The sequence below is a fragment of the Micromonospora sp. LOL_015 genome (genome assembly GCF_048060275.1).
In the GTDB taxonomy this organism is placed as follows: domain Bacteria; phylum Actinomycetota; class Actinomycetes; order Mycobacteriales; family Micromonosporaceae; genus Micromonospora_E.
In genome coordinates this window covers 1-20,369 of record NZ_JBHMIO010000004.1, presented here as the reverse complement: position 1 = coordinate 20,369, position 20,369 = coordinate 1, and the positions used below count along the sequence as shown (strand labels likewise).

Here is a 20,369-nt window from a genome sequence, read left to right as displayed (position 1 = left end):
CACCGGTGACCGGTGTCAGCGCCGCAGCAGCGCGGCGAGGTCGACGGCGTCGGCCATCGCCGCGCAGCCGTCATCGTTGGGATGCAGGTGGTCACCGCTGTCGTAGGCGGTAGCCAGCCGGGTCGGGTCGGCCGGGTCGGCCAGCGCCGCCGCGAAGTCGATCACCCCGTCGAAGGCGCCGCTGGTGCGGATCCAGTGGTTGACGTCGCGCCAGATTTCCTGCCGCTCGGGAGTGTCCAGGAAGGAGCCACCGAACGGTGGCACGGTGCCGCCGAGGATCGGCAGCCCCTGGGCCCGGGTCTGCGCGATCACCTGCCGGTAGCCGGTGATGATGTCGGCGACCGGGGCGCTGTAGCCGATGTCGTTGGTGCCCTCCAGTAGGATCACCGCCCGGACCCCGGTCTGCGCGTAGACGTCGCGTTCCAGCCGAGCCAGCGCCGGCACCCCCCAGTACGGTTCCCCGTCACGTGGGGCGAGTAGCCGGTTGCCGCCGAGTCCGGCGTTGACCACCGACAGGGTGGGCCCGCGCTGGTCGTGCAGGCGACGGGCCAGGTAATCGGGCCAGCGCCGGTTGGCGTTGCCGGTGGTGTTGCCGGTGTCGGTGATCGAGTCGCCGAGCGCGACCACGGAGCCGACGACCCGGGGACCGGCCTGCACGTCGATTCCGTCGACCAGCATCCAGCATGGCGTGTCGGCGTACCCGTCGGCGGTCGGTGCGGCGGCCCGGTCACCGGCCGCAAGATGGTTGCCCTGGGCGGTGAACGGATGGTTGGTCACCGGTCCGGTCGGCTCCGGTACGTACACACTGACCAGCAGGGTGCTCAGCGCGGCGACCCGCAGCGGGACCGGGTCGCTCAGCGCCCGACCGCCAGCGGCGACGGTGACCTCGTGGCTACCGCCGAAGCTCAGCTCACGCATCGAGCCGGGCACGGCGGTCGCGCCGGCGTGCTGCACGGCGACCGAGGCTCGGCCGACGGTCAGCTCCCGGCTGCCGAACGTGTTGGTGATCCGTACCCGGACGGCCCGGCCACCGGCGCTGACGAAGGCGACGTTGCGTACCGTCTGGTTGGTCAGCCCGTCTCCGGCCGGGCAGTCCGACCAGGGGATGGTGCTGCCCTCGACCGGGCTGGGCGCCCAGGCGGCGACCCAGGTGGCCGGGTGTCGGTCGGGGCCGGCAGGGCTGGTGGAGGCGGTGTCCCCGGTGGTCGCGGCCAACGCCGACGTCACGGTGACTGCCAGGACCGCGACGCCGGCCAGGGCCGCCGTGCCGGCTGATCGGGTGCGACGCCGGGCCAGGGCCGCCGGGCCGGTGTGATTCTCCTTGGGACGCACGCCCCACCTCCTCCTCGGTCGAGCCGGCGGGTCACCGGGTCGACCGATAATGATAGAGGCATATCTATCTGGGCGGTGCCTGCGCGGTCCGTCGCCGAGCGCGCCCCGAGCCCGGCTGGCGGGTCCAGAGCCGGGTTCAAAGCCGGGCCAGGGGTGGGCCCGGTCGACCCTCCGACTAGGATCGGACGATGCCTCGATGGCGCAGGACACGCCTTGCCGCCAGCGCCTCGATCGCCGTGGCGGCCGTCGCTGCCTTCGTCAGTGGTCAGGCGCACTGGGGCTGGTTTCTCACGCTCACCGTCGGGCTGCCGTACGCGGTCCTGGCCGTACCGGCGCGCTGCGGTGAGTCGCTGTGGCGTGACGGGGGCTGCCCCTACCTGGGGTCGGGTCTGCTGATCGGCTGTCACCTGCACCGCCTCGACAAGATCGAGCGGCTGCTCGGCGCGCAGCCACGGGCCCGGACCGGCACCCGGCAGGGTGGCGCAGCCGCCGGATTGCCGCCGAGCCGGGTTCCCATCGTGACCCGTCACGTCCGGGAAGGGCTGGGCTTCGTCGCCGTGCTCCTGGGCGCCGTCTCCGGTTTGCTCATCCTGCTCGGTGTGACACCGTCCGGATAGCGCGGCCCGGGTTCCCCGCTGGCGGGTCGGCCGGTAGCGGGTGCGCCGACCATAGCGGACGATGGGCGCCGGTGGTCGAACTGTCCGCTGCGCGACAGCCATGCGCGACAGGCGTGGTGGCTACTCTGGCAGTATGCCGAAGGCCATCTGGAACGGACTCGTGATCGCCGAGAGCGACGATACGGTCGTCGTCGAGGGAAACCACTACTTTCCCCGGTCGTCGCTGCGTGACGACCTGGTGCGTGAGTCGGACACCCACACCCACTGCCCATGGAAGGGCGACGCGTCCTACTACTCGTTGGAGCGCGATGGTCAGCGCAGCGCCGACGCGGTCTGGTACTACCCGGAACCGCTGCCGGCGGCCGACATGGTCCGCGACCGGGTCGCCTTCTGGCGCGACGTGGAGGTCGTCGACACCTGACGGGCGGATCGGCGGGCACCTGACAGGCAGGTGGACAGGGTCTTGTCGGCTCGGATGCATCCTGATACCGTCCTCTGCATAGATATGCGGAGGTGGGTATGGGCATCCGGGTCGCCGTCGCCGGCGCGAGCGGGTACGCCGGGGGAGAGCTGCTGCGGCTGATCGCCGGGCACCCCGAGCTGGACCTGGTCGCCGCCATGGCGCACAGCCGGGCCGGTGCGCCGGTCGCCGCCGTACATCCGCATCTGGCCGGCCTCGACCTGGTGTTCGTCGCCACCGATCCGGCCGACCTGGCCGCCGCGGACCTGGTCTTCCTGGCCTTGCCGCACGGCGAGTCGGCCGCGCTCGCCGCCACCCTGCCGGCCGACGTCAAGGTCGTCGATCTCGGTGCCGACCACCGGCTCGCCGACGCCGCAGCCTGGTCCCGCTACTACGGCGGCCAGCACACCGGCGCATGGACGTACGGCCTACCGGAACTGTCCGGCCAGCGGGACCGGGTCGCCGCCGCCGACCGGGTCGCGGCAACCGGTTGCTACGCGGTCGCCACCACGCTGGCGCTCGCGCCGCTGATCGCCGCCGGAGTGGTCGCCCCGGACGACGTCGTGGTGGTCGCTGCCAGTGGTACCTCCGGTGCCGGTCGGTCCGCCAAGACCCACCTGCTGGCCAGTGAGGTGATGGGCAGCCTGTCACCGTACAAGGTCGGCGCCCACCAGCACGTCCCGGAGATCAAGCAGGCCACCGGCGCGACCAGCCTGTCCTTCACCCCGGTGCTGGCTCCGATGCCGCGCGGCATCCTGGCCACGGTCACGGCCCGCCCGGCCGACACCGCCGCCGACCCGGCCGCCGCCGCGCGCGAGGCGCTGACCGCCGCGTACGCCGACGAGCCGTTCGTGCGCCTGTTGCCCGCCGGTAGTTGGCCGGTCACCGCCGCGACCCTCGGATCCAACGCCTGCCAGCTGCAGGTGACCACCGACGTCGACTCGGGACGGGTGATCGTGACCAGCGCCATCGACAACCTCGGCAAGGGCGCCGCTGGTCAGGCACTACAGTGCGCCAACCTGATGCTCGGTCTGCCGGAGACCACCGGCCTGACTGCTCTTGGGGTCGCGCCATGACGGTGACCGCGCCGAACGGGTTCCGGGCGGCCGGGGTGGCCGCCGGGCTGAAGAGCGGCGGCGCCGCCGACGTCGCCCTGGTCGTCAACGACGGACCGGCCACGGCCGCCGCCGGGGTGTTCACCGCCAACCGGGTGCAGGCCGCGCCGGTGCGGTGGAGCCGGCAGGTCCTGCGCGCCGGCAAGCTGCGCGCGGTGGTGCTCAACTCCGGCGGAGCCAACGCCTGCACCGGGCCGGGCGGCTTCCAGGACAGCCACGCCACCGCCGAACACGTCGCCGCGACACTGTCCGGCACTGGCACTGGCACTGGCACCGACGTCGGCGCCGGTGAGGTCGCGGTCTGCTCGACCGGGCTGATCGGCGAACGGCTGCCGATGGACAAGCTGCTCGCCGGGGTGACGGCGGCGGTCGCCGGGCTGGCCGACGACGCCGGACCGGCCGCCGCCGAGGCGATCATGACGACCGACACCCGGCCGAAGACCACCGTCGTCGCCAGCGGACCGGCTGGCGCCGCCGGACCGGCCTGGCGGGTCGGCGGGATGGCCAAGGGCGCGGGCATGCTCGCCCCGTCCATGGCGACGATGCTCTGCGTACTGACCACCGACGCGCTCGCCGACCCCGCCGACCTCGACGCCGCTCTGCGCGAAGCCTGCCGCACCACCTTTGACCGGGTCGACTCCGACGGCTGCCTGTCCACCAACGACACGGTGCTGCTGCTGGCCAGCGGTGCCTCCGGGGTCACCCCGTCGGCCGGGGAGCTGACCGCCGCGGTCACCGCCGCCTGCGCCGACCTGGCCCGGCAACTGATCGCCGACGCCGAAGGCGCCAGCAAGGAGGTCGCCATCGAGGTGGTCGGCGCGGCCAGCGAGACCGACGCGGTGCAGGTCGGCCGGGCGGTGGCCCGCAACAACCTGGTCAAGACGGCGCTGTTCGGCAACGACCCCAACTGGGGACGGATCCTCGCGGCGGTCGGCACCACCAGCGCGGTGTTCGACCCCGACCAGCTCGACGTGGCGATCAACGACGTGTGGATCTGCCGGGACGGGGCCGCCGCCGCACCCCGCGACCAGGTCGACCTCACCGGCCGGCAGGTGCACATCCGGATCGACCTGCACGCCGGTGCCGCCACCGCGACCATCTGGACCAACGATCTGTCGCACGCGTACGTGCACGAGAACTCGGCGTACTCGACATGACCGACACCACCCGGCCGACCGCGCCGCACAGCACGCTGAGCCGCGATCTCAGCCTCGCCCAGGCCAAGGCCGCCACCCTGATCGAGGCGCTGCCCTGGCTGGCCCGCTTCCACGGGGCCACGGTAATCGTCAAGTACGGTGGCAACGCGATGATCGACCCGCAGCTGCAGCGGGCCTTCGCCGCCGACATGGTGTTCCTGCGGTACGCCGGCATCCGACCGGTCGTGGTGCACGGCGGCGGCCCGCAGATCTCCAGCATGCTGCGCCGGCTCGGCATCGCCAGCGAGTTCAAGGGCGGCCTGCGGGTCACCACCCCGGAGGCGATGGACGTCGTCCGGATGGTGCTCGTCGGCCAGGTCGGCCGGGAACTCGTCGGCCTGATCAACGAGCACGGGCCCTACGCCGTCGGGCTGTCCGGCGAGGACGCCCACCTGTTCACCGCCGTCCGCCGCCCCGCCTGGGTCGACGGCGAACCGGTCGATGTTGGCCAGGTCGGCGACGTCGACACGGTCAACCCGTCGGCGGTCGCCGACATCATCTCGGCCGGCCGGATTCCGGTGATCTCCACGGTCGCACCCGACGTCGACGGCGTACTACACAACCTCAACGCCGACACGGCCGCCGCCGCGCTGGCCGTCGCACTGCGGGCCCGCAAGCTGGTCGTGCTCACCGACGTGCCCGGCCTGTACGCCGACTGGCCCGACACCGGCAGCCTGATCAGCCGGATCACCGCCGACGACCTGGCCGGCCTGCTGCCCACCCTGGCCGCCGGCATGGTGCCGAAGATGGAGGCGTGCCTGCGGGCGGTACGCGGCGGGGTGCCCGCCGCGCACGTGGTTGACGGCCGGGTAGCCCACTCCACCCTGCTGGAGGTCTTCACCTCGGAGGGCTTCGGCACCATGGTCACCGATCCGACGAACGACGGGGAGTCCTGAATGGCGTCGCTGCGGGACCGCTGGTCCGCATCGTTGATGGACAACTACGGCACACCGCCGCTGGCGCTGGTGCGCGGCGAGGGCACGACTGTCGTCGCTGAGGACGGCCGACGCTACCTCGACCTGTTGGGCGGCATCGCGGTCAACTCGCTCGGACACGCGCACCCGGCGGTCGTCGAGGCCGTCAGCCGGCAGATCGGGACCCTCGGACACGTCTCGAACCTCTACGTCGCCGAACCGCCGGTGGCCCTGGCCGAACTGCTGCTCGCCCTCACCGGACGCCCCGGCGCCGTCTTCTTCTGCAACTCCGGGGCCGAGGCGGTCGAAGCCGCGTTCAAACTGTCCCGGCGTACCGGTCGGACCCACGTCGTCGCCACCCACGAAGGCTTCCACGGGCGGACCATGGGGGCCCTGGCCCTGACCGGGCAGCCGGCCAAGGCCGACCCGTTTCGGCCGCTGCCCGGCGAGGTCACCCACGTGCCGTACGGCGACGCCGAGGCGCTCGCCGCCGCCGTCACCGACCGCACCGCCATGGTGATCCTGGAACCGATCCAGGGTGAGGCCGGCGTGGTGGTGCCCCCGCCGGGCTACCTGGCCGCCGCCCGGGAGATCACCAGCCGGCACGGTGCCCTGCTCACCCTCGACGAGGTGCAGACCGGGGTGGGACGGACCGGCCACTGGTTCGCCCACCAGGCCGACGGGATCACCCCGGACGTCGTCACCCTGGCGAAGGGTCTCGGCGGCGGGCTGCCGATCGGTGCCTGCATCGCCTTCGCTGACACCCAGGTCGGTGGCGTGGGCACTCCGGCCGCGCTGCTCACCCCGGGCAGTCACGGCAGCACCTTCGGCGGCAATCCGGTCTGCTGCGCCGCCGCCCTCGCCGTGCTGCGCACCATCGCCGCCGAAGGGCTGCTCGACCACGTCAAGCGGGTCGGCGAGCAACTGCGCCGGGGCGTCGAGTCGCTCGGCCACCCGCTGATCGCCGGGGTTCGGGGTGCCGGTCTGCTGCTCGGCGTGGTGCTCACCGCGCCGGTCTCGGCCGCGGTCGCGGCCGGGCTGCGCGACGCCGGGTTCCTGGTCAATCCGGCCCAGCCGGATCTGATCCGGCTGGCTCCGCCGCTGATTCTCACCATGGAGCAGGTCGACGAGTTCCTGGCCGCGCTGCCGGCGGTCCTCACCGCCGTCGCCGATGCCGTGGCGACCACTGGAGCGGCGTCGTGATCCGGCACCTGCTGCGCGACGACGACCTGAGCCCGGCCGAGCAGTCGGCGGTGCTGGATCTGGCGGCGGCGATGAAGGCGGACCGGTACGGCCACCGGCCGCTGGCCGGCCCTCGCTCGGTCGCGGTGCTGTTCGACAAGCAGAGCCTGCGGACCCGGCTGTCGTTCGACGTCGGCATCGCCGAGCTGGGCGGCAACCCGATCGTGGTGGACACCCAGGCCACCCATTTCGGTCGCGGGGAGACTCTGGCCGACGCCGGTCGGGTGCTGTCGCGGTACGTGTCGGCGATCGTGATGCGTACCTTCGGCGACGACCGGCTCGCCGAGGTCGCGGCAGGGGCGAGCGTACCGGTGGTCAACGCGCTCACCGACGGGTTCCACCCCTGCCAGCTGCTCGCCGACCTGCTGACCGTGCGGGAGTACTGCGGCGACACCACCGGACGGACCCTGGCGTACGTCGGCGACGCCGCGAACAACATGGCGAGTTCCTACCTGCTTGCCGGGGCCACCGCCGGGATGCATGTGCGGGTCTCCGGGCCGACCGGGCACGACCCGTCCCCGTCGGTGGTTTCCCGGGCCGGGGAGATCGCCGCCTGGACCGGCGGGTCGGTGCAGGTCATCCGGGACCCGAAGGAGGCGGTCGACGGCGCCGACGTGCTGGCCACCGACACCTGGACATCGATGGGCCAGGAGGCCGACGGGCGGGACCGGCGTACTCCGTTCTGGCCGTACCAGGTCAACCAGGATCTGCTCGACGCCGCCGCGTCGGAGGCGATCGTGCTGCACTGCCTGCCCGCCCACCGGGGTGAGGAGATCACCGACGACGTGCTCGACGGCGCGCGCAGCGCCGTGTTCGACCAGGCAGAGAACCGGCTGCACGCGCAGAAAGCGCTGCTTACCTGGCTGTTGCGCCAGCAGGACGGGCCGTCGTGACCGGGCCGGCGACCCGGACCGCCCGGCACGCCCGCATCGTCGAGCTGATCCGGGCCAGGGCGGTCCGGTCACAGACCGAGCTGGCCGAGTTGCTTACCGGCGACGGTATGCAGGTCACCCAGGCGACACTGTCGCGGGACCTGGAGGAACTCGGCGCGGTCAAGGTACGCGGCCGCGACGGCGGCCCAGCGGTCTACCTGATTCCCGAGGACGGCAACCCGACGCTGCGGCCCGCCGAGCAGGCCCCGGCCCGCCTGGTCCGGCTGCTGCACGAGCTGCTCACCGGAGTCGACGCCAGCGGCAACATCTGTGTGCTGCGTACCCCACCGGGTGCGGCGCAGTTCCTGGCCAGCGCGCTGGACCGGTCCGGGCTGCCGGACGTGGTCGGCACCATCGCCGGTGACGACACCATCCTGGTCGTCGCCCGCGGCCCGGCCGGCGGTGCCGACCTGGCCGGAAAGCTCTCCACCTGGGCCGCCACCCCGCCCGGCCCGAACACCCCCTGAACGGCCCGAACACCCCCGCTGAACCGCCTGACCACCACCTGATTTTCCCGATACGCACATCCAACGAGGAGCACGACATCATGACTGAGCGGGTGGTACTCGCCTACTCCGGCGGCCTGGACACCTCGGTCGCCATTCCGTACCTCGCCGGGGAACTCGGCGCCGAGGTGATCGCCGTCGCGGTCGACGTCGGCCAGGGCGGCGAGGACATGGACGTCATCCGGCAGCGGGCGCTGGACTGCGGTGCCGTCGAATCCGAGGTGGTCGACGCCCGGGACGAGTTCGCCGCCGACTTCTGCCTGCCGGCGCTGCGGGCCAACGCCCTCTACATGGACCGGTATCCGTTGGTGTCGGCGCTGAGCCGGCCGCTGATCGTCAAGCATCTGGTCGCAGCGGCCCGCAAGCACGGCGGCACCGTGGTGTCACACGGCTGCACCGGCAAGGGCAACGACCAGGTTCGCTTCGAGGTCGGCATCGGCGCGCTCGCGCCGGAGCTGAAGGTGGTCGCCCCGGCCCGCGACTTCGCCTGGACCCGGGACAAGGCGATCGCGCTGGCCGAGGAGAAGGGGCTGCCGGTCGACGTTTCGCACAAGTCGCCGTACTCGATCGACCAGAACCTGTGGGGCCGGGCGGTGGAGACTGGCTTCCTGGAGGACATCTGGAACGCCCCGATCGAGGACCTGTACGCGTACACCGCCGACCCGGCCGTGCCGCGCGACGCCGACGAGGTGACCATCACCTTCGACGCCGGCGTGCCGGTGGCGATCGACGGCGAGACGGTCACCCCGTACCAGGCGGTGGTGGAGCTCAACCGGCGGGCCGGCGCGCAGGGCATCGGGCGGCTGGACATGGTCGAGGACCGGCTCGTCGGGATCAAGAGCCGCGAGGTGTACGAGGCCCCGGGCGCGATCGCGCTGATCAACGCCCACCAGGAGCTGGAGAACGTCACCGTGGAGCGCGAGGTGGCCCGGTTCAAGCGGACCGTGGACCAGCGCTGGGGCGAGCTGGTCTACGACGGCCTGTGGTTTTCCCCGCTCAAGCAGGCCCTCGACGCGTTCATCGACGAGACGCAGCGGCACGTCACCGGCGAGATCCGGATGGTGCTGCACGGCGGCCGGCCGGTCGTCGTCGGCCGGCGTTCCGAGGCCAGCCTGTACGACTTCAACCTGGCTACCTACGACACCGGTGACACCTTCGACCAGAGCCAGGCGAAGGGCTTCGTGCAGCTGTGGGGACTGTCCAGCCGGCTGGCCACCGCCCGCGACACCCGGCTCGCCGGCCCCGGTGGGCAAACCCGGCTGCCCGGCTCGCAGGCCTGACCCTGACAATGGTCGCCGTGGACGACAAGAGCCTGACCGAGAACACCGCCAGCCCGAACCGCACCAGCCTGTGGGGTGGCCGCTTCGCCGGCGGGCCGGCCGAGGCACTGGCCCGCCTGTCGGTCAGCGTCCAGTTCGACTGGCGGCTGGCCCCGTACGACATCGCCGGCTCCCGGGCGCACGCCCGGGTGCTGGCCGCCGCCGGCCTGCTCGACCCGGACGAACTGGGCCGGATGCTGGCCGCGTTGGACGACCTGGAGGCGGCCTGCGCCTCCGGGTCGTTCCGGCCGACCGTGGACGACGAGGATGTGCACACCGCGCTGGAACGCGGCCTGCTGGAGCGGCTCGGCTCGCTCGGCGGCAAGCTGCGCGCCGGCCGGTCCCGTAACGACCAGGTCGCCACCGACCTGCGGCTGTACCTGCGCGACCACGCCCGTGGCCTGGCAGCACAGCTGGTCGAGCTGGCCGCTGCCCTGGTCGAGCAGGCCGAGCGGCACCTGGAGACCCCCGCGCCCGGGATGACCCACGTGCAGCACGCCCAGCCGGTGACGTTCGGGCACTGGCTGCTCGCCCACGTCCATCCGCTGCTGCGCGACCTGGACCGGTTGCGCGACTGGGACGACCGCACCGCCGTGTCACCGTTGGGTGCCGGCGCGCTGGCCGGCTCCGGCCTTCCGCTGGATCCGGCTGCGGTGGCCAAGGAGTTGGGATTTCGGACCTCGTTCGCCAACTCGATGGACGCGGTCGCCGACCGGGACTTCGCCGCCGAGTTCCTCTTCGCCACCGCGATGGTCGGGGTCCACCTGTCCCGGCTGGGGGAGGAGGTGGTGCTCTGGACCTCGCAGGAGTTCGGCTGGGTGGAGCTGGACGACGCCTTCGCCACCGGGTCGTCGATCATGCCGCAGAAGAAGAACGCCGACATCGCCGAGCTGGCCCGGGGCAAGTCCGGCCGGCTCGTCGGCGGGCTGGTGGCCGTGTTGACCATGCTCAAGGGGCTGCCGCTGACCTACGACCGGGACATGCAGGAGGACAAGGAGCCGGCGTTCGACGCCGTCGACACCCTGCAACTGCTGCTGCCGGCCCTGGCCGGGATGATCTCCACCATGACGGTACGGGTGGACCGGCTCGCCGCCGCCGCCCCGGCCGGGTTCACCCTGGCCACCGAGGTGGCGGACTGGCTGGTCCGCAAGGGTGTGCCGTTCCGGGACGCGCACGAGGTAACCGGCAAGCTGGTGGCGCTCTGCTCAGCCCGGGAGTGCGCGCTCGACGAGGTCTCCGACGACGACCTGCGGCTGGTCAGCGAGCACCTGGACGCCGGCGTCCGAGACGTACTCTCGGTGCGGTCGGCGCTCGCGGTGCGGACCACGCCGGGCTCGACCGGCCCCGGTCCGGTGTCCGACCAGTTGGTTGCCGTTACGGAGCAACTGAGCGGGTGGCGGCAGTGGGCGGCGGAGTCGGTGGTGCCCCGCTGACCTGGCCGCCAGCCGGGTCCGGGTCACCGGGTGGGTGACGGGAACCGGTAGGCCCGCTCCACCCGGGCCACGTGCACCGCGAAGCTGGCGTACCACCGGGCCCGCCCATCGGCCTGGGCGACCAGATGCTCGACGTGTCGACGCCAGGCGGCGATCGACTCCTCGTCACGCCAGTAGGAGACGGTGATGCCGACCCCGTCGGGGTCCCGGGCACTGTCCACGCCCAGGAAGCCTGGCTGCGCGTCGGCGAGTTCCAGCATCCGGCGGGCGGTGGCCGCGTAGCCGTGGTCGTCGTCGGTGCGGGTAGAGGCGAAGACCACCAGGTAGTACGGCGGTGGCGGGGTGTCGGCGGGACTCATCGGTCGCTCCCGGGCGGTGGTGTGCTGGGTCGCTGTGCTGTGCTGGCACCATGAGACCACCCGCGCCGATCGGCGATCTCGCGACGGTGCTCGCCGGACCGGTCGACGTTGCGGCCCGCGCGTTGCTGGGCTGCCGGGTCGCTGTCGGCGATGTCGAGGTCCGGCTTACCGAGGTCGAGGCGTACGCCGGGGTCGGCGCCGACCCCGCCTCGCACGCCCATCGGGGCCGTACGCCGCGTAATGCCCCGATGTTCGGGCCGCCCGGGCAGCTGTACGTCTACTTCAGCTACGGCATGCACTGGTGTGGCAACGTGGTCACCGGCCCGCCGGGACAGGCGGCGGCGGTGCTGCTGCGGGCCGGCGAGATCGTCGCTGGTCACGGGGCGGCCCGGCACCGCCGTGGCGTACGGGTGCCGGACCGGGACCTGGCCCGTGGTCCGGCCCGGCTGATGGCCGCGCTCGGGCTGGACGGCACGGCGAATGGTACGTCGGTGCTCGACGGCACCGGCCCGCTGTCGCTGACGCCACCGCCGGTGCCGATCCCGGCCGGAGCTGTCCGCACCGGCCCCCGGGTGGGGGTGGGTGCGGCCCCGCACACGCCATGGCGCTTCTGGCTGGCCGGCGAGCCGACGATCAGCGCGTACCGCCGGGCCGCTCCCCGGCCGCGCGGCGGCCGGACCGGGGCGCCGAGCGTGACCGGATGACGGGCGACCGCTGCGGCCCTCAGCGGGCTGCGCGCCTCGCGACGGGCGGCCCGGGCCTGGGCCGAACTTGGTGACGTGCTGGCCGTCACCGGCGATCCGGTCGGTGCCGTCGAGGCGCTGCGCGGCGCAGGGCCACCGCCGCAGTGCACCTCGGCCTTCAGCCATCCCGCCGGGCCGGGTATCCCCAGCCCTTGGCAACCTCGAACAGCGGACCCGGCAGCGCCACGTCGGCCGGCAGTTCCCGAGGCGGCTGGACCGTGCCGGTACGGATCCGCCCGGTCCAGTCACCCAGCCCGGCCTTGATCCGGCCATGGTCGAACCGGCCGTACTCCACCATGTCCGACTCCCACTCCAGACCGAGGAACTCGCAGATGCGCCGGGTCTCGGTCGTCGGATCGGCGGCCAGATCCTCGTAGCGGACCGTGTGTCCGGGAAGTACCCGGCGTGCCTCGGCGAGTTTGGTCAGGTACCGGCCGACGCTCTCGGCTGCCTCCTGCGGCGTCTGCTGGGGTCGAGCCCTGCTCCACGAGTCGAGGATCGCGGCCGGGTGGCGTAGTAGGAACACGAACCGCGCGTCCGGCCACACCCGGGCGATCCGGGGCCAGATGAACACGTTGTGCGGAGTCTTCTCGACCAGGACCTGTTTGCCACTGCGCTGCAACGCCGCGTCCAACACCCGGTCCCACAGCAGGTGGGTGATTTCCTGAGCGTCCCAGCCCAACTCGCCCATGCTGTCCGTGATGTAGTGGTCACTGAACTCCACCCGCAACTTACTCAGATGCAGCTCGTGCGGAGCGTAGAGCGAAGAGTGGCTGTTCAGCATCATTCGCAGCAGTGTCGACCCCGACCGGACCGACGACAGAATGAACACCGGTTGGCGCAGCAGTCGGTGCGGGCGGCGGACGAAGGCGGGACGGCCGCCCCGGCGGGTGATCTGCATTCCGGTTGACCGGGCGATCCGTACGGCAAGGTGATGCTTCCAGCTCATACGACCCGACACTACGAAACCTTGCTGAGAAAATGCTAGGAGGGTCTTCGCCGAAAATGCTAGGAGGGTCTTCGCCCGCCGCCGGGCACAGACTCGCGCCGGATGCCAGGTGACCGGCGGCCCGGTTACCGGACGGATGGCAGGATTCGCATCCGGCCCGGGTGGGCAAAGCAGGCCGCAGCATACCGGCGACGGAATCCGGGTCACGACGGCGGCGATGGAAGGTGCGTACGTGCAGGGGTACGGAACACAACTCGCGCTGGTCGGGATCCTGGTGGTGCTGAACGCGGTCTTCGCCGGTAGCGAGATCGCCCTGGTGTCGCTGCGCGACAGCCAGCTGCAGCGGCTGGAACGGTCCCGCCGGGCGGGTCGGGTCCTGGCCAAGCTCGCCAAGGACCCGAACCGGTTCCTCGCCACCATCCAGATCGGCATCACCCTGGCCGGGTTCCTGGCCTCCGCCACCGCCGCGGTGTCGCTGGCCCAGCCGTTGGTGCCAGCGCTGGACGTGCTCGGCCGGGCTGCGGAGCCGGTGGCGATCGTGCTGATCACCCTGGTGTTGACCTTCGTCACACTGGTCTTCGGCGAGCTGGCCCCGAAGCGGGTGGCCATGCAGCGGGCCGAGCGGTGGGCGCTGGCGGTGGCCCGGCCTCTCGACATGATGGCCAGCCTGGCCCGGCCGGCGGTCTGGGCGCTCGGTGCCACCAGCGACCTCGTGGTCCGCCTCGTCGGCGGCGATCCGAAGGCGACCCGCGACGAAATCAGCCCGGACGAACTGCGCGACATCGTGGCCGGTCACCGGGCGTTCACCGCCGAGCAGCAGACCATCATCTCCGGGGCACTGGAGATCGCCGACCGGCGGCTGCGGGCGGTGCTGGTGCCCCGGCTGGAGGTCTTCACCCTGGACAGCGGTACGTCTGCCGAGGCGGCCCGGATCGTGCTGGCCACCTCCGGGCACTCCCGCGCGCCGGTGGTCCGTAACGGGATGCTGGACGACACCGTCGGCGTGATCCACCTGCGTGACCTGGTCGGCGTACCCGTCGACCGGCCGGTCGACGCGGTTGCCCGCCCGCCCATGCTGCTGCCCGAGTCGCTGCCGGTGGTCGACGCGTTGCGGCGGTTCAAGACACACCGCCAGCACATCGCGCTGGTCGTCGACGAACGCGGTGCCGTCGACGGCATCGTCACCCTGGAGGACGTACTGGAGGAGATCGTCGGCGAGATCTACGACGAGACCGACCGGGACATCCGCGCCGTACGCATCGAGCCGGACGGCACCATGCTGGTCCCCGGGACCTTCCCCGTGCACGACCTGCCGGACATCGGGGTCGACCTGCCCGGCCGCCCGGCCGGCGACTACACCACCGTGGCAGGTCTGGTGCTGGCCCGGCTCGGCCACATTCCCACCGACGCGGGCGAGTCGGTCCGGGTCGACGGCTGGACCATCACCGTCGCTTCCGTTGACCACCACGCCATCAGCGGTGTACGGCTGCGCCGATCCTCGCGGACCGACGGCGACCGTGCGGGTGACGGCGACCGTGCCGACGCCGAGAACCGCCCGCTCAGCTCGGCCGCTGAAAAACCAGACAGTAGTCGCCGGTCAGCCAGTCGGGCTGGTGGTCCCAACACAGGAACGACTCCTGAAGCAGAGTGAGGTGGGCGCGGATCACCCGACCCACGTCCCAGGCGAGGGTGGTCACCCGACCGTCAACCCGCATGTTCGCCACGTTCACCACGGCGTGGCCGCCCGGCCGCAGCAACTGGGCGACCTGACCGAACACGTCACCGATCTCGTCGAGGTAGCTGGTGTAGTCACCGTCGAGGGTCTCGTAGGCGTTGAGCGGGTTCTCCGGATGGTCCGTCGCGTCCATGTAGGGCGGTGAGGTCAGGCAGAGGTCGAACGGCCCGTCGACCAGACCGATCAACTTCCGGGCGTCACCGTCGACGATCTCGGCACCGGCCGCCCCGGCGAGCCGCTGCCGGATCAGCGCGACCCGGTCGGGCAGCAGTTCGACGCCGGTCGCCCGTCGACCCATCCGCGCTGCCGTCACCAGTGTGGTGCCATAGCCGGCGAACGGGTCCAGCACCGCCTGCCCGGGCGTGGTGTACTCGTCGATCACCGCCTCGACCAGAGCCTCCGGAAAGTGCACCTGCTGGTCCTCACCCGCCGGCAGTTGGGCGATCAGGTCAGCGCTGGTCAGCTGCAGCCACGGTTTCACCCGACCATTGTCCCTCGCCGCAGTCGCGGCGGCCGGCCGCCCGGCGTCGGCGGCTGCCGGACTACTCCGACGATACCGGACTACTCCGGCGCCGCGTCGTCGTGCTGCCCGGACTGGCGACGGTTGCGCAGCGCCACCCAGGTGGCACCGAACACAATCGCTCCGGCCAGACAGACCGCGACCACGTGACCGCTGCCAGTCCAGCCGAACCAGTCCTGCAGCAGCATCCGGGAGCGGGACGTGGGATCCACCAACGTGATCGCCACGAACGCGGCGACCAGTACTCCGGCGCCGAGGGCGAACGCGGTCGCCCACGGCCCGCTCGGTCCGAACCGGCCGTGCAGCACTAGCACAGCGCGCACGATCCGTCGGGCCCGGACCAGCCGCAACGTGCCTACCGTGTAGATCAACCGGAACACCTGCAGCGGCCCCAACGCCAAGATGGTGACCGGGACCACGATCAGGGTCAGCGTCACCAGCCCTCGGTTGCGCCGCAGCCACGCCAGCCGGTCGGCGGAGAAGGTCAGCAGTACGGCGGTCTCGGCGACCAGCACCGCTCCGCTCGCCCAGTGCAGTACCTCACCGACCGTTGCCAGGGCCCCGCCGGCGAGGGTGAGGAACACCGCCGGAACCGAGGCCAGCGCCGCGATCAGCACCGGCACCGCCAGTCGCCGTTCCCACCGGGCGGATCGGTCCCGGCCGGACCCGCCGGCCGGCTGATCGCTTCCAGTTCGGTCGTCGGCGCGGGTCATCCCGATGTGTCGGCGGCCCGCCGTCCGACGGTCGCCGACGGAGCCCGGACCGCGATTTCCACCCCGAGCTGCGCACCGTCGCTCAGCCGGAGCCGGTCACCGCTCCAGAACCGGCCCGGGTCGTACCAGTTGGTCCGCCGGCCTGTTGGCAGCAGCCCCATCGCCTCGTAGGTCACCGCGATCACCTCGGCGCAGTAGACACTCTCCAGATCCGTTCGGCCGGCAGCACCGTCAGGCGACGGTCCGGCGCCACCCGACCCCTCGGCTGCTTCGGCGCCACCCGTACCCCGACCAACCGGCGGTAACCAGCTGGCCAACCGTTCGTGTACCGCGCCGGCCAGCGGCGCCCGCCGTACGGACGGGGTACGACCCCGCAGCCACCGCCAGGCCAGCGCGGCGGTGGACGGGAACGGGGTGCCGTCCAACCGGGCGACGGTCCGTAGCACGGCATCCTCCATCGCGCTGTCGGCGGGCGGCTCCAACTGCCGGAGCCAGGCCCGCTGACCGTAGCGCCGTGCCCAGACCGTGACCGCGTCGCGCAGGTCGTGCAGCTGCACCCCTCTGTGGTGGCTGCCCGACCACATGTCCGGCAGTGACCGACCGAGCTCGGCGTGCCACAGCAGCGGTGGGAGATCTTCGATCACCACCGCCATCCCCACGTGGTTCACCGGGCTGTTGGTGGTCATCTGGATCGCCCGGTCGGGCATCGTTCGCCCGCGAAACAGCCACAGGTCACCGGTGCGGGTCAGCTCGACCGCCGCGTCGAGGGAGAGTGGTTCGCCGGTCACTCGACTACCCTAGGCCGATGCGTTGGTGGAAGGTAATGGGCCTGGCCGCGTTCGTCGGGGTCGCCGCGACCGGAGCGGTCGTCGTCCGGGCCGAACGACGCCGTCGGGCCTACACCGCGGAGCAGATCCGAGACCGGCTCCGACAGCGCCTCGTCGAGGCCGGCCCGGTGGACGCCCCGCCGCCAGACTGAGCCGCCGGTCAGCTGAGCCGCCGGCTCCGGCAGCCGGTCACAGCAGCCACGCCTCACGCAGCAGGTGTGCCAGGCCGGCACCGTCGGGCGCGGACAACCACCGCCGGCCATCCGGCCCGGCAGCCCTGGAGGTCTCACCGGCCGGTGCCGGCAGGTTGCCGGCCAGGACCGCCTGGGTCGGCGAGAGCCGACGGATCGCCACCGCAGCCAAGCTGTCCGGGTGTTGCGCCGCGAACTCGGCGTAGATCTCCGGATCGTGCTGCCCGTCGTCGCCCACCAGCAGCCAGCGGATCTGCGGGAACTCCTCCGCCAACCTGGCTAGGCTGGCGCGCTTGTGCTCCCGACCGCTGCGGAACCACCGTTCGGTGGTCGGACCCCAGTCCGTCAGCAGCAGCGGGCCGGCCGGGTAGAGATGCCGGGACAGGAACCGGCTCAGGGTCGGCGCGACGTTCCAGGCACCGGTGGACAGGTAGAGCACCGGTGCACCCGGATGCGCGGTGACCAGGCGTTCGTACAGCACCGCCATCCCGGCGACCGAGGCCCGGGCGTGCTCGTCCAACACGAACGTGTTCCACGCGGCCAGCATCGGCCGGGGCAGCGCGGTCACCATGACCGTGTCGTCGACGTCGGAGATGATGCCGAACCGGACCTGCGGGTCAACGATACGTACCGGCGCGTCGACCGGCTCGGAGTCACCGCTGTGCAGCCGTACCGACGTCCAGCCGGGCTTCAGATCGGCCGGCACGACCGTGTCCACGAACCCGCCCCGGTCGGCCTGGACCTCGTGCCGCTTGCCGCCGGCTTCGATCACCACCGGCGCGTCCTTCACCGGCAGGGTGGCGAAGCTGCGCCAGCCCCGTACCTTCTTCGCTCGCCGACGTGGCGGATCAGGCCGACCCAGCAGCACCCGGGCCATCACCCGTACCCAGCCCGGCGCGCCGTAGCCGGTGTACGGAATGAGCGTGAGATCCCAACCTCGTCGCCGCAGCCGGCGTTCCAACAAGGCATGGATGGCATCCTCGAGCCGGACGGCTCGGTGGGCGCCACGCGCCGCCGGGCTCACGGGTGTCATCGCCACGGTGCCACCCTGCCACAGCCGCCCGTTGCGGGCACGGCGTGGTGATCGATGACGTGAAACCCGCTCGGTCGGCCGTGCCACCGCCGACACCGGTCATCGCTGCAGGTCAGGTAGCGGCCGGCGTAGTACGCCACACACGACGTGAGCGCGGCGACGAACAACTCGACCGGCGCTGATGCGCTGTCCGAGCCGGCGCCGCTCACCGGCTGGTCGACGACGATCTGGTGGCCACGGACCTGTACTGCGTGCCGTTCGCTGTCGGCGTGCCGCACGGTCAGCCCGGGCTGCCCTGCCCGGCGGGCTGTCCGGCCTGGTCCGGTCAACGACAGGTCCCGATGGGTCCACGGGTTCGGGGCGAGCTGCGCCGCAGGTCGGAAACCGGATGTCCCTGCTGGTCCGCGATGAGGGACAATCGCGCCGTGACGGACGAACAAGACCCGGCCGGTACGCCTGACGTGCTGGACGAGCTGCGTTGGCGAGGACTGATCCAGGATGCCACGGATGTGACCGAGCTGGGTCGGCAGCTGAGCGACCCCACCACCTTCTACGTCGGCTTCGATCCGACGGCCCCCAGTCTGCATGTGGGCCACCTGGTCCAAGTGCTCACCGCCCGTCGGCTGCAACTCGCCGGGCACCGGCCGTTGCTGCTGGTCGGCGGGGCCACCGGGCAAATCGGGGACCCGAAGGAGGGCGGTGAGCGAAACCTGAACCCGCCTGAGGTGGTGGCGGGCTGGGTCGACCGGATCCGCGACCAGCTCGCGCCGTTCGTATCGTTCACCGGACCGGTTGCGGCGCGGGCGGTCAACAACCTGGACTGGGCCGGGCCGATGTCGGTCGTCGAGTTTCTCCGGGACGTGGGCAAGCACTTTCCGGTCAACCGGATGCTGGCCCGTGAGGTGGTTCGGGCCCGGCTGGACAGCGGCATCAGCTTCACCGAGTTCAGCTACCAGCTGCTGCAGGCGAACGACTTCTTCGAGCTGCACCGGCGGCACGGTTGCCTGCTGCAGTTCGGCGGCTCCGACCAGTGGGGCAACATCACCGCAGGGGTCGACTACGTACGGCGCCGTGGAGCCGGCCCGGTGCACGGTTTCACCACGCCGCTGGTCACCCGGTCGGACGGCACCAAGTTCGGCAAGACCGAGGGCGGCGCGGTCTGGTTGGACGCCGCCCTGACCAGTCCGTACGCCTTCTATCAGTTCTGGGTCAACGTCGACGACCGCGACGTCGGGCGGTTCCTGCGCTACTTCAGCTTCCAGGATCGCGAGACGATAGCCGAACTGGAGCGGGAGTCAGCGGCCCGGCCGGCGGCGCGGATCGCCCAGCGCGCGCTGGCTGAGGAGCTCACCGCCCTGGTGCACGGTCCGGTGGAGGCTGCCCAGGCGGTGGCCGCCAGCCAGGCCCTGTTCGGCCGGGGGTCACTGGACGAACTGGCTCCGGAGACACTGCACGCCGCGTTGCGTGAGGCGGGCCTGCTCACCGTGACCGGCGAGATGCCAGCAGTGGCCACGTTGCTGAAGGAGTCGGGACTCGTCGGCAGTCTCAACGAGGCACGCCGGGCGATCGCCGAAGGCGGTGCGTACCTCAACAATCAGCGGGTGTCGGACGTCGAGGCGGTGGTTGCAGCCGAGACGCTGCTGTACGGCCGGTTCCTGGTGCTGCGCCGCGGCAAGCGAACGTTTGCCGGGGTTGAGCTGGTCAGATAGGCGTCGATTGACGTTGTGACGTGGGACGCGTTCGCTCGATTTGACGACTGATCGGGCGGGCGCGTAACTTTCTCTCTGCCCGCAGGGGAACGGACGGAAACACCGGAGCCGCAATCGCAGCCGAGGTGACCGGCCGGAACTGTGGGACAACCTCCAGGTCCGGGTGTTCGCACCGAACGGAGCTGGCGGGCGGGGTCGCGAGGGTCGCACCGGCAGCGCCGGGGCCGATTTGGAGCGGCGAGACCGACCGGCTAGGGTTGATGACCGCAGGGCACCGGGCGAGTCGACGGAAACGTCGCGGCCGGCCTGCAAACCGGGTACGGACACACGGGTGACACCGTGCGCTCGTCCAGGTGGTCAAACCGGCACGAAGCGCCACGATCCGGAAAAACCCGGGTTGACGGGGCAAATGAGTCGGAGTAAGGTAGTAAAAGTGCCCGACGGAAGTCGGGTGGGACGGATCGCCCTGGTGGGGTTGCCTGCTTGGTGTGGGTGGTTCTGCTGGTGTGTGTTTGTTCTTTGAG

21 protein-coding genes are annotated in these 20,369 nt (G+C 71.7%); 14 read left to right on the top strand and 7 right to left on the bottom strand.

Going from position 1 to position 20,369, the window contains the following annotated elements; all coding sequences use genetic code 11:
- Positions 1-15 precede the first annotated feature (15 nt).
- Entirely contained in the window at positions 16-1,332 is a 1,317-nt protein-coding gene (locus ACFHWU_RS05550; RefSeq protein ID WP_416589951.1) for an SGNH/GDSL hydrolase family protein, read from the bottom strand.
- A 188-nt stretch (positions 1,333-1,520) separates the two neighbouring features.
- On the opposite strand from ACFHWU_RS05550, the gene ACFHWU_RS05545 reads away from it, so the two are divergent.
- From ACFHWU_RS05545 to argH, 10 genes are all read left to right on the top strand, one after another.
- Entirely contained in the window at positions 1,521-1,949 is a 429-nt protein-coding gene (locus ACFHWU_RS05545) for a hypothetical protein (RefSeq protein ID WP_416557058.1), read from the top strand.
- Positions 1,950-2,082: 133 nt separating this feature from the next.
- On the top strand, positions 2,083-2,370 hold the full coding sequence (locus ACFHWU_RS05540; protein WP_416557057.1) for a DUF427 domain-containing protein: 288 nt from the start codon (positions 2,083-2,085) through the stop codon (positions 2,368-2,370).
- A gap of 98 nt (positions 2,371-2,468) precedes the next feature.
- Positions 2,469-3,485, top strand: coding sequence for an N-acetyl-gamma-glutamyl-phosphate reductase (argC, locus tag ACFHWU_RS05535; RefSeq protein WP_416557056.1), 1,017 nt, complete (start codon positions 2,469-2,471; stop codon positions 3,483-3,485).
- Positions 3,482-4,681, top strand: a complete 1,200-nt coding sequence (gene argJ / locus ACFHWU_RS05530) for a bifunctional glutamate N-acetyltransferase/amino-acid acetyltransferase ArgJ (RefSeq protein WP_416589950.1) — start codon at positions 3,482-3,484, stop codon at positions 4,679-4,681. Before argC ends, argJ begins: the two co-directional genes overlap by 4 nt.
- Positions 4,678-5,616: an acetylglutamate kinase gene (argB, locus tag ACFHWU_RS05525; RefSeq protein WP_416557054.1), complete on the top strand. Its 939-nt coding sequence runs from the start codon at positions 4,678-4,680 to the stop codon at positions 5,614-5,616. Before argJ ends, argB begins: the two co-directional genes overlap by 4 nt.
- A complete protein-coding gene (locus ACFHWU_RS05520; protein ID WP_416589949.1) occupies positions 5,617-6,837 on the top strand; it encodes an acetylornithine transaminase in 1,221 nt (406 codons plus the stop codon).
- Positions 6,834-7,769: an ornithine carbamoyltransferase gene (gene argF, locus ACFHWU_RS05515; RefSeq protein ID WP_416589948.1), complete on the top strand. Its 936-nt coding sequence runs from the start codon at positions 6,834-6,836 to the stop codon at positions 7,767-7,769. The genes ACFHWU_RS05520 and argF overlap by 4 nt, the downstream gene beginning before the upstream one ends.
- On the top strand, positions 7,766-8,275 hold the full coding sequence (locus ACFHWU_RS05510; RefSeq protein ID WP_416567760.1) for an arginine repressor: 510 nt from the start codon (positions 7,766-7,768) through the stop codon (positions 8,273-8,275). Before argF ends, ACFHWU_RS05510 begins: the two co-directional genes overlap by 4 nt.
- Positions 8,276-8,355: 80 nt before the next feature.
- Entirely contained in the window at positions 8,356-9,594 is a 1,239-nt protein-coding gene (locus ACFHWU_RS05505) for an argininosuccinate synthase (RefSeq protein ID WP_416557050.1), read from the top strand.
- 8 nt (positions 9,595-9,602) lie between these two features.
- Positions 9,603-11,066 carry an argininosuccinate lyase gene (argH, locus tag ACFHWU_RS05500; RefSeq protein ID WP_416567761.1) on the top strand — a complete coding sequence of 488 codons (1,464 nt, stop codon included), beginning with the start codon at positions 9,603-9,605 and terminating at the stop codon, positions 11,064-11,066.
- Positions 11,067-11,089: 23 nt separating this feature from the next.
- Here the strand turns inward: argH and ACFHWU_RS05495 are convergent, their stop codons facing one another.
- Complete coding sequence (locus tag ACFHWU_RS05495) at positions 11,090-11,425, bottom strand: antibiotic biosynthesis monooxygenase family protein (RefSeq protein ID WP_416557048.1); 336 nt, start codon at positions 11,423-11,425, stop codon at positions 11,090-11,092.
- A gap of 50 nt (positions 11,426-11,475) precedes the next feature.
- On the opposite strand from ACFHWU_RS05495, the gene ACFHWU_RS05490 reads away from it, so the two are divergent.
- A complete protein-coding gene (locus ACFHWU_RS05490) occupies positions 11,476-12,129 on the top strand; it encodes a DNA-3-methyladenine glycosylase (RefSeq protein ID WP_416557047.1) in 654 nt (217 codons plus the stop codon).
- Between the two features lie 157 nt (positions 12,130-12,286).
- Here the strand turns inward: ACFHWU_RS05490 and ACFHWU_RS05485 are convergent, their stop codons facing one another.
- A complete protein-coding gene (locus tag ACFHWU_RS05485) occupies positions 12,287-13,117 on the bottom strand; it encodes a sulfotransferase family protein (protein ID WP_416557046.1) in 831 nt (276 codons plus the stop codon).
- Positions 13,118-13,349: 232 nt separating this feature from the next.
- Here ACFHWU_RS05485 and ACFHWU_RS05480 point away from each other — a divergent pair, with 232 nt between their 5' ends.
- Positions 13,350-14,768 (top strand): hemolysin family protein, encoded by a 1,419-nt coding sequence (locus ACFHWU_RS05480; RefSeq protein WP_416557085.1) that lies wholly within the window; start codon positions 13,350-13,352, stop codon positions 14,766-14,768.
- Here the strand turns inward: ACFHWU_RS05480 and ACFHWU_RS05475 are convergent.
- The 3 genes from ACFHWU_RS05475 to ACFHWU_RS05465 form a co-directional block, all read right to left on the bottom strand.
- Positions 14,677-15,333 (bottom strand): TRM11 family SAM-dependent methyltransferase, encoded by a 657-nt coding sequence (locus tag ACFHWU_RS05475; protein ID WP_416557045.1) that lies wholly within the window; start codon positions 15,331-15,333, stop codon positions 14,677-14,679. The two genes, ACFHWU_RS05480 and ACFHWU_RS05475, sit on opposite strands and share 92 nt — an antisense overlap.
- 80 nt (positions 15,334-15,413) lie before the next feature.
- On the bottom strand, positions 15,414-16,085 hold the full coding sequence (locus ACFHWU_RS05470; RefSeq protein ID WP_416557044.1) for a hypothetical protein: 672 nt from the start codon (positions 16,083-16,085) through the stop codon (positions 15,414-15,416).
- A complete protein-coding gene (locus ACFHWU_RS05465; RefSeq protein WP_416557043.1) occupies positions 16,082-16,873 on the bottom strand; it encodes a hypothetical protein in 792 nt (263 codons plus the stop codon). The genes ACFHWU_RS05470 and ACFHWU_RS05465 overlap by 4 nt, the downstream gene beginning before the upstream one ends.
- Before the next feature lie 17 nt (positions 16,874-16,890).
- On the opposite strand from ACFHWU_RS05465, the gene ACFHWU_RS05460 reads away from it, so the two are divergent.
- Complete coding sequence (locus tag ACFHWU_RS05460; RefSeq protein ID WP_416557042.1) at positions 16,891-17,064, top strand: hypothetical protein; 174 nt, start codon at positions 16,891-16,893, stop codon at positions 17,062-17,064.
- 37 nt (positions 17,065-17,101) lie between these two features.
- Here the strand turns inward: ACFHWU_RS05460 and ACFHWU_RS05455 are convergent, their stop codons facing one another.
- Positions 17,102-18,136, bottom strand: a complete 1,035-nt coding sequence (locus ACFHWU_RS05455; RefSeq protein ID WP_416557084.1) for an App1 family protein — start codon at positions 18,134-18,136, stop codon at positions 17,102-17,104.
- A 425-nt stretch (positions 18,137-18,561) separates the two neighbouring features.
- Here ACFHWU_RS05455 and tyrS point away from each other — a divergent pair, with 425 nt between their 5' ends.
- On the top strand, positions 18,562-19,845 hold the full coding sequence (tyrS, locus tag ACFHWU_RS05450; protein ID WP_416557041.1) for a tyrosine--tRNA ligase: 1,284 nt from the start codon (positions 18,562-18,564) through the stop codon (positions 19,843-19,845).
- Positions 19,846-20,369 lie beyond the last annotated feature (524 nt).

Bases quoted from the DNA above. Each gene is read 5' to 3' on its own strand.
- argB (WP_416557054.1), top strand. From the start codon at position 4,678: ATGACCGACACCACCCGGCCGACCGCGCCGCACAGCACGCTGAGCCGC.
- ACFHWU_RS05520 (WP_416589949.1), top strand. From the start codon at position 5,617: ATGGCGTCGCTGCGGGACCGCTGGTCCGCATCGTTGATGGACAACTAC.
- ACFHWU_RS05470 (WP_416557044.1), bottom strand. From the start codon at position 16,085: ATGACCCGCGCCGACGACCGAACTGGAAGCGATCAGCCGGCCGGCGGG.
- ACFHWU_RS05495 (WP_416557048.1), bottom strand. From the start codon at position 11,425: ATGAGTCCCGCCGACACCCCGCCACCGCCGTACTACCTGGTGGTCTTC.
- argJ (WP_416589950.1), top strand. From the start codon at position 3,482: ATGACGGTGACCGCGCCGAACGGGTTCCGGGCGGCCGGGGTGGCCGCC.
- ACFHWU_RS05460 (WP_416557042.1), top strand. From the start codon at position 16,891: ATGCGTTGGTGGAAGGTAATGGGCCTGGCCGCGTTCGTCGGGGTCGCC.
- ACFHWU_RS05540 (WP_416557057.1), top strand. From the start codon at position 2,083: ATGCCGAAGGCCATCTGGAACGGACTCGTGATCGCCGAGAGCGACGAT.
- argH (WP_416567761.1), top strand. From the start codon at position 9,603: ATGGTCGCCGTGGACGACAAGAGCCTGACCGAGAACACCGCCAGCCCG.
- ACFHWU_RS05505 (WP_416557050.1), top strand. From the start codon at position 8,356: ATGACTGAGCGGGTGGTACTCGCCTACTCCGGCGGCCTGGACACCTCG.
- ACFHWU_RS05485 (WP_416557046.1), bottom strand. From the start codon at position 13,117: ATGAGCTGGAAGCATCACCTTGCCGTACGGATCGCCCGGTCAACCGGA.
- ACFHWU_RS05490 (WP_416557047.1), top strand. From the start codon at position 11,476: ATGAGACCACCCGCGCCGATCGGCGATCTCGCGACGGTGCTCGCCGGA.
- ACFHWU_RS05545 (WP_416557058.1), top strand. From the start codon at position 1,521: ATGCCTCGATGGCGCAGGACACGCCTTGCCGCCAGCGCCTCGATCGCC.
- argC (WP_416557056.1), top strand. From the start codon at position 2,469: ATGGGCATCCGGGTCGCCGTCGCCGGCGCGAGCGGGTACGCCGGGGGA.
- ACFHWU_RS05455 (WP_416557084.1), bottom strand. From the start codon at position 18,136: ATGACACCCGTGAGCCCGGCGGCGCGTGGCGCCCACCGAGCCGTCCGG.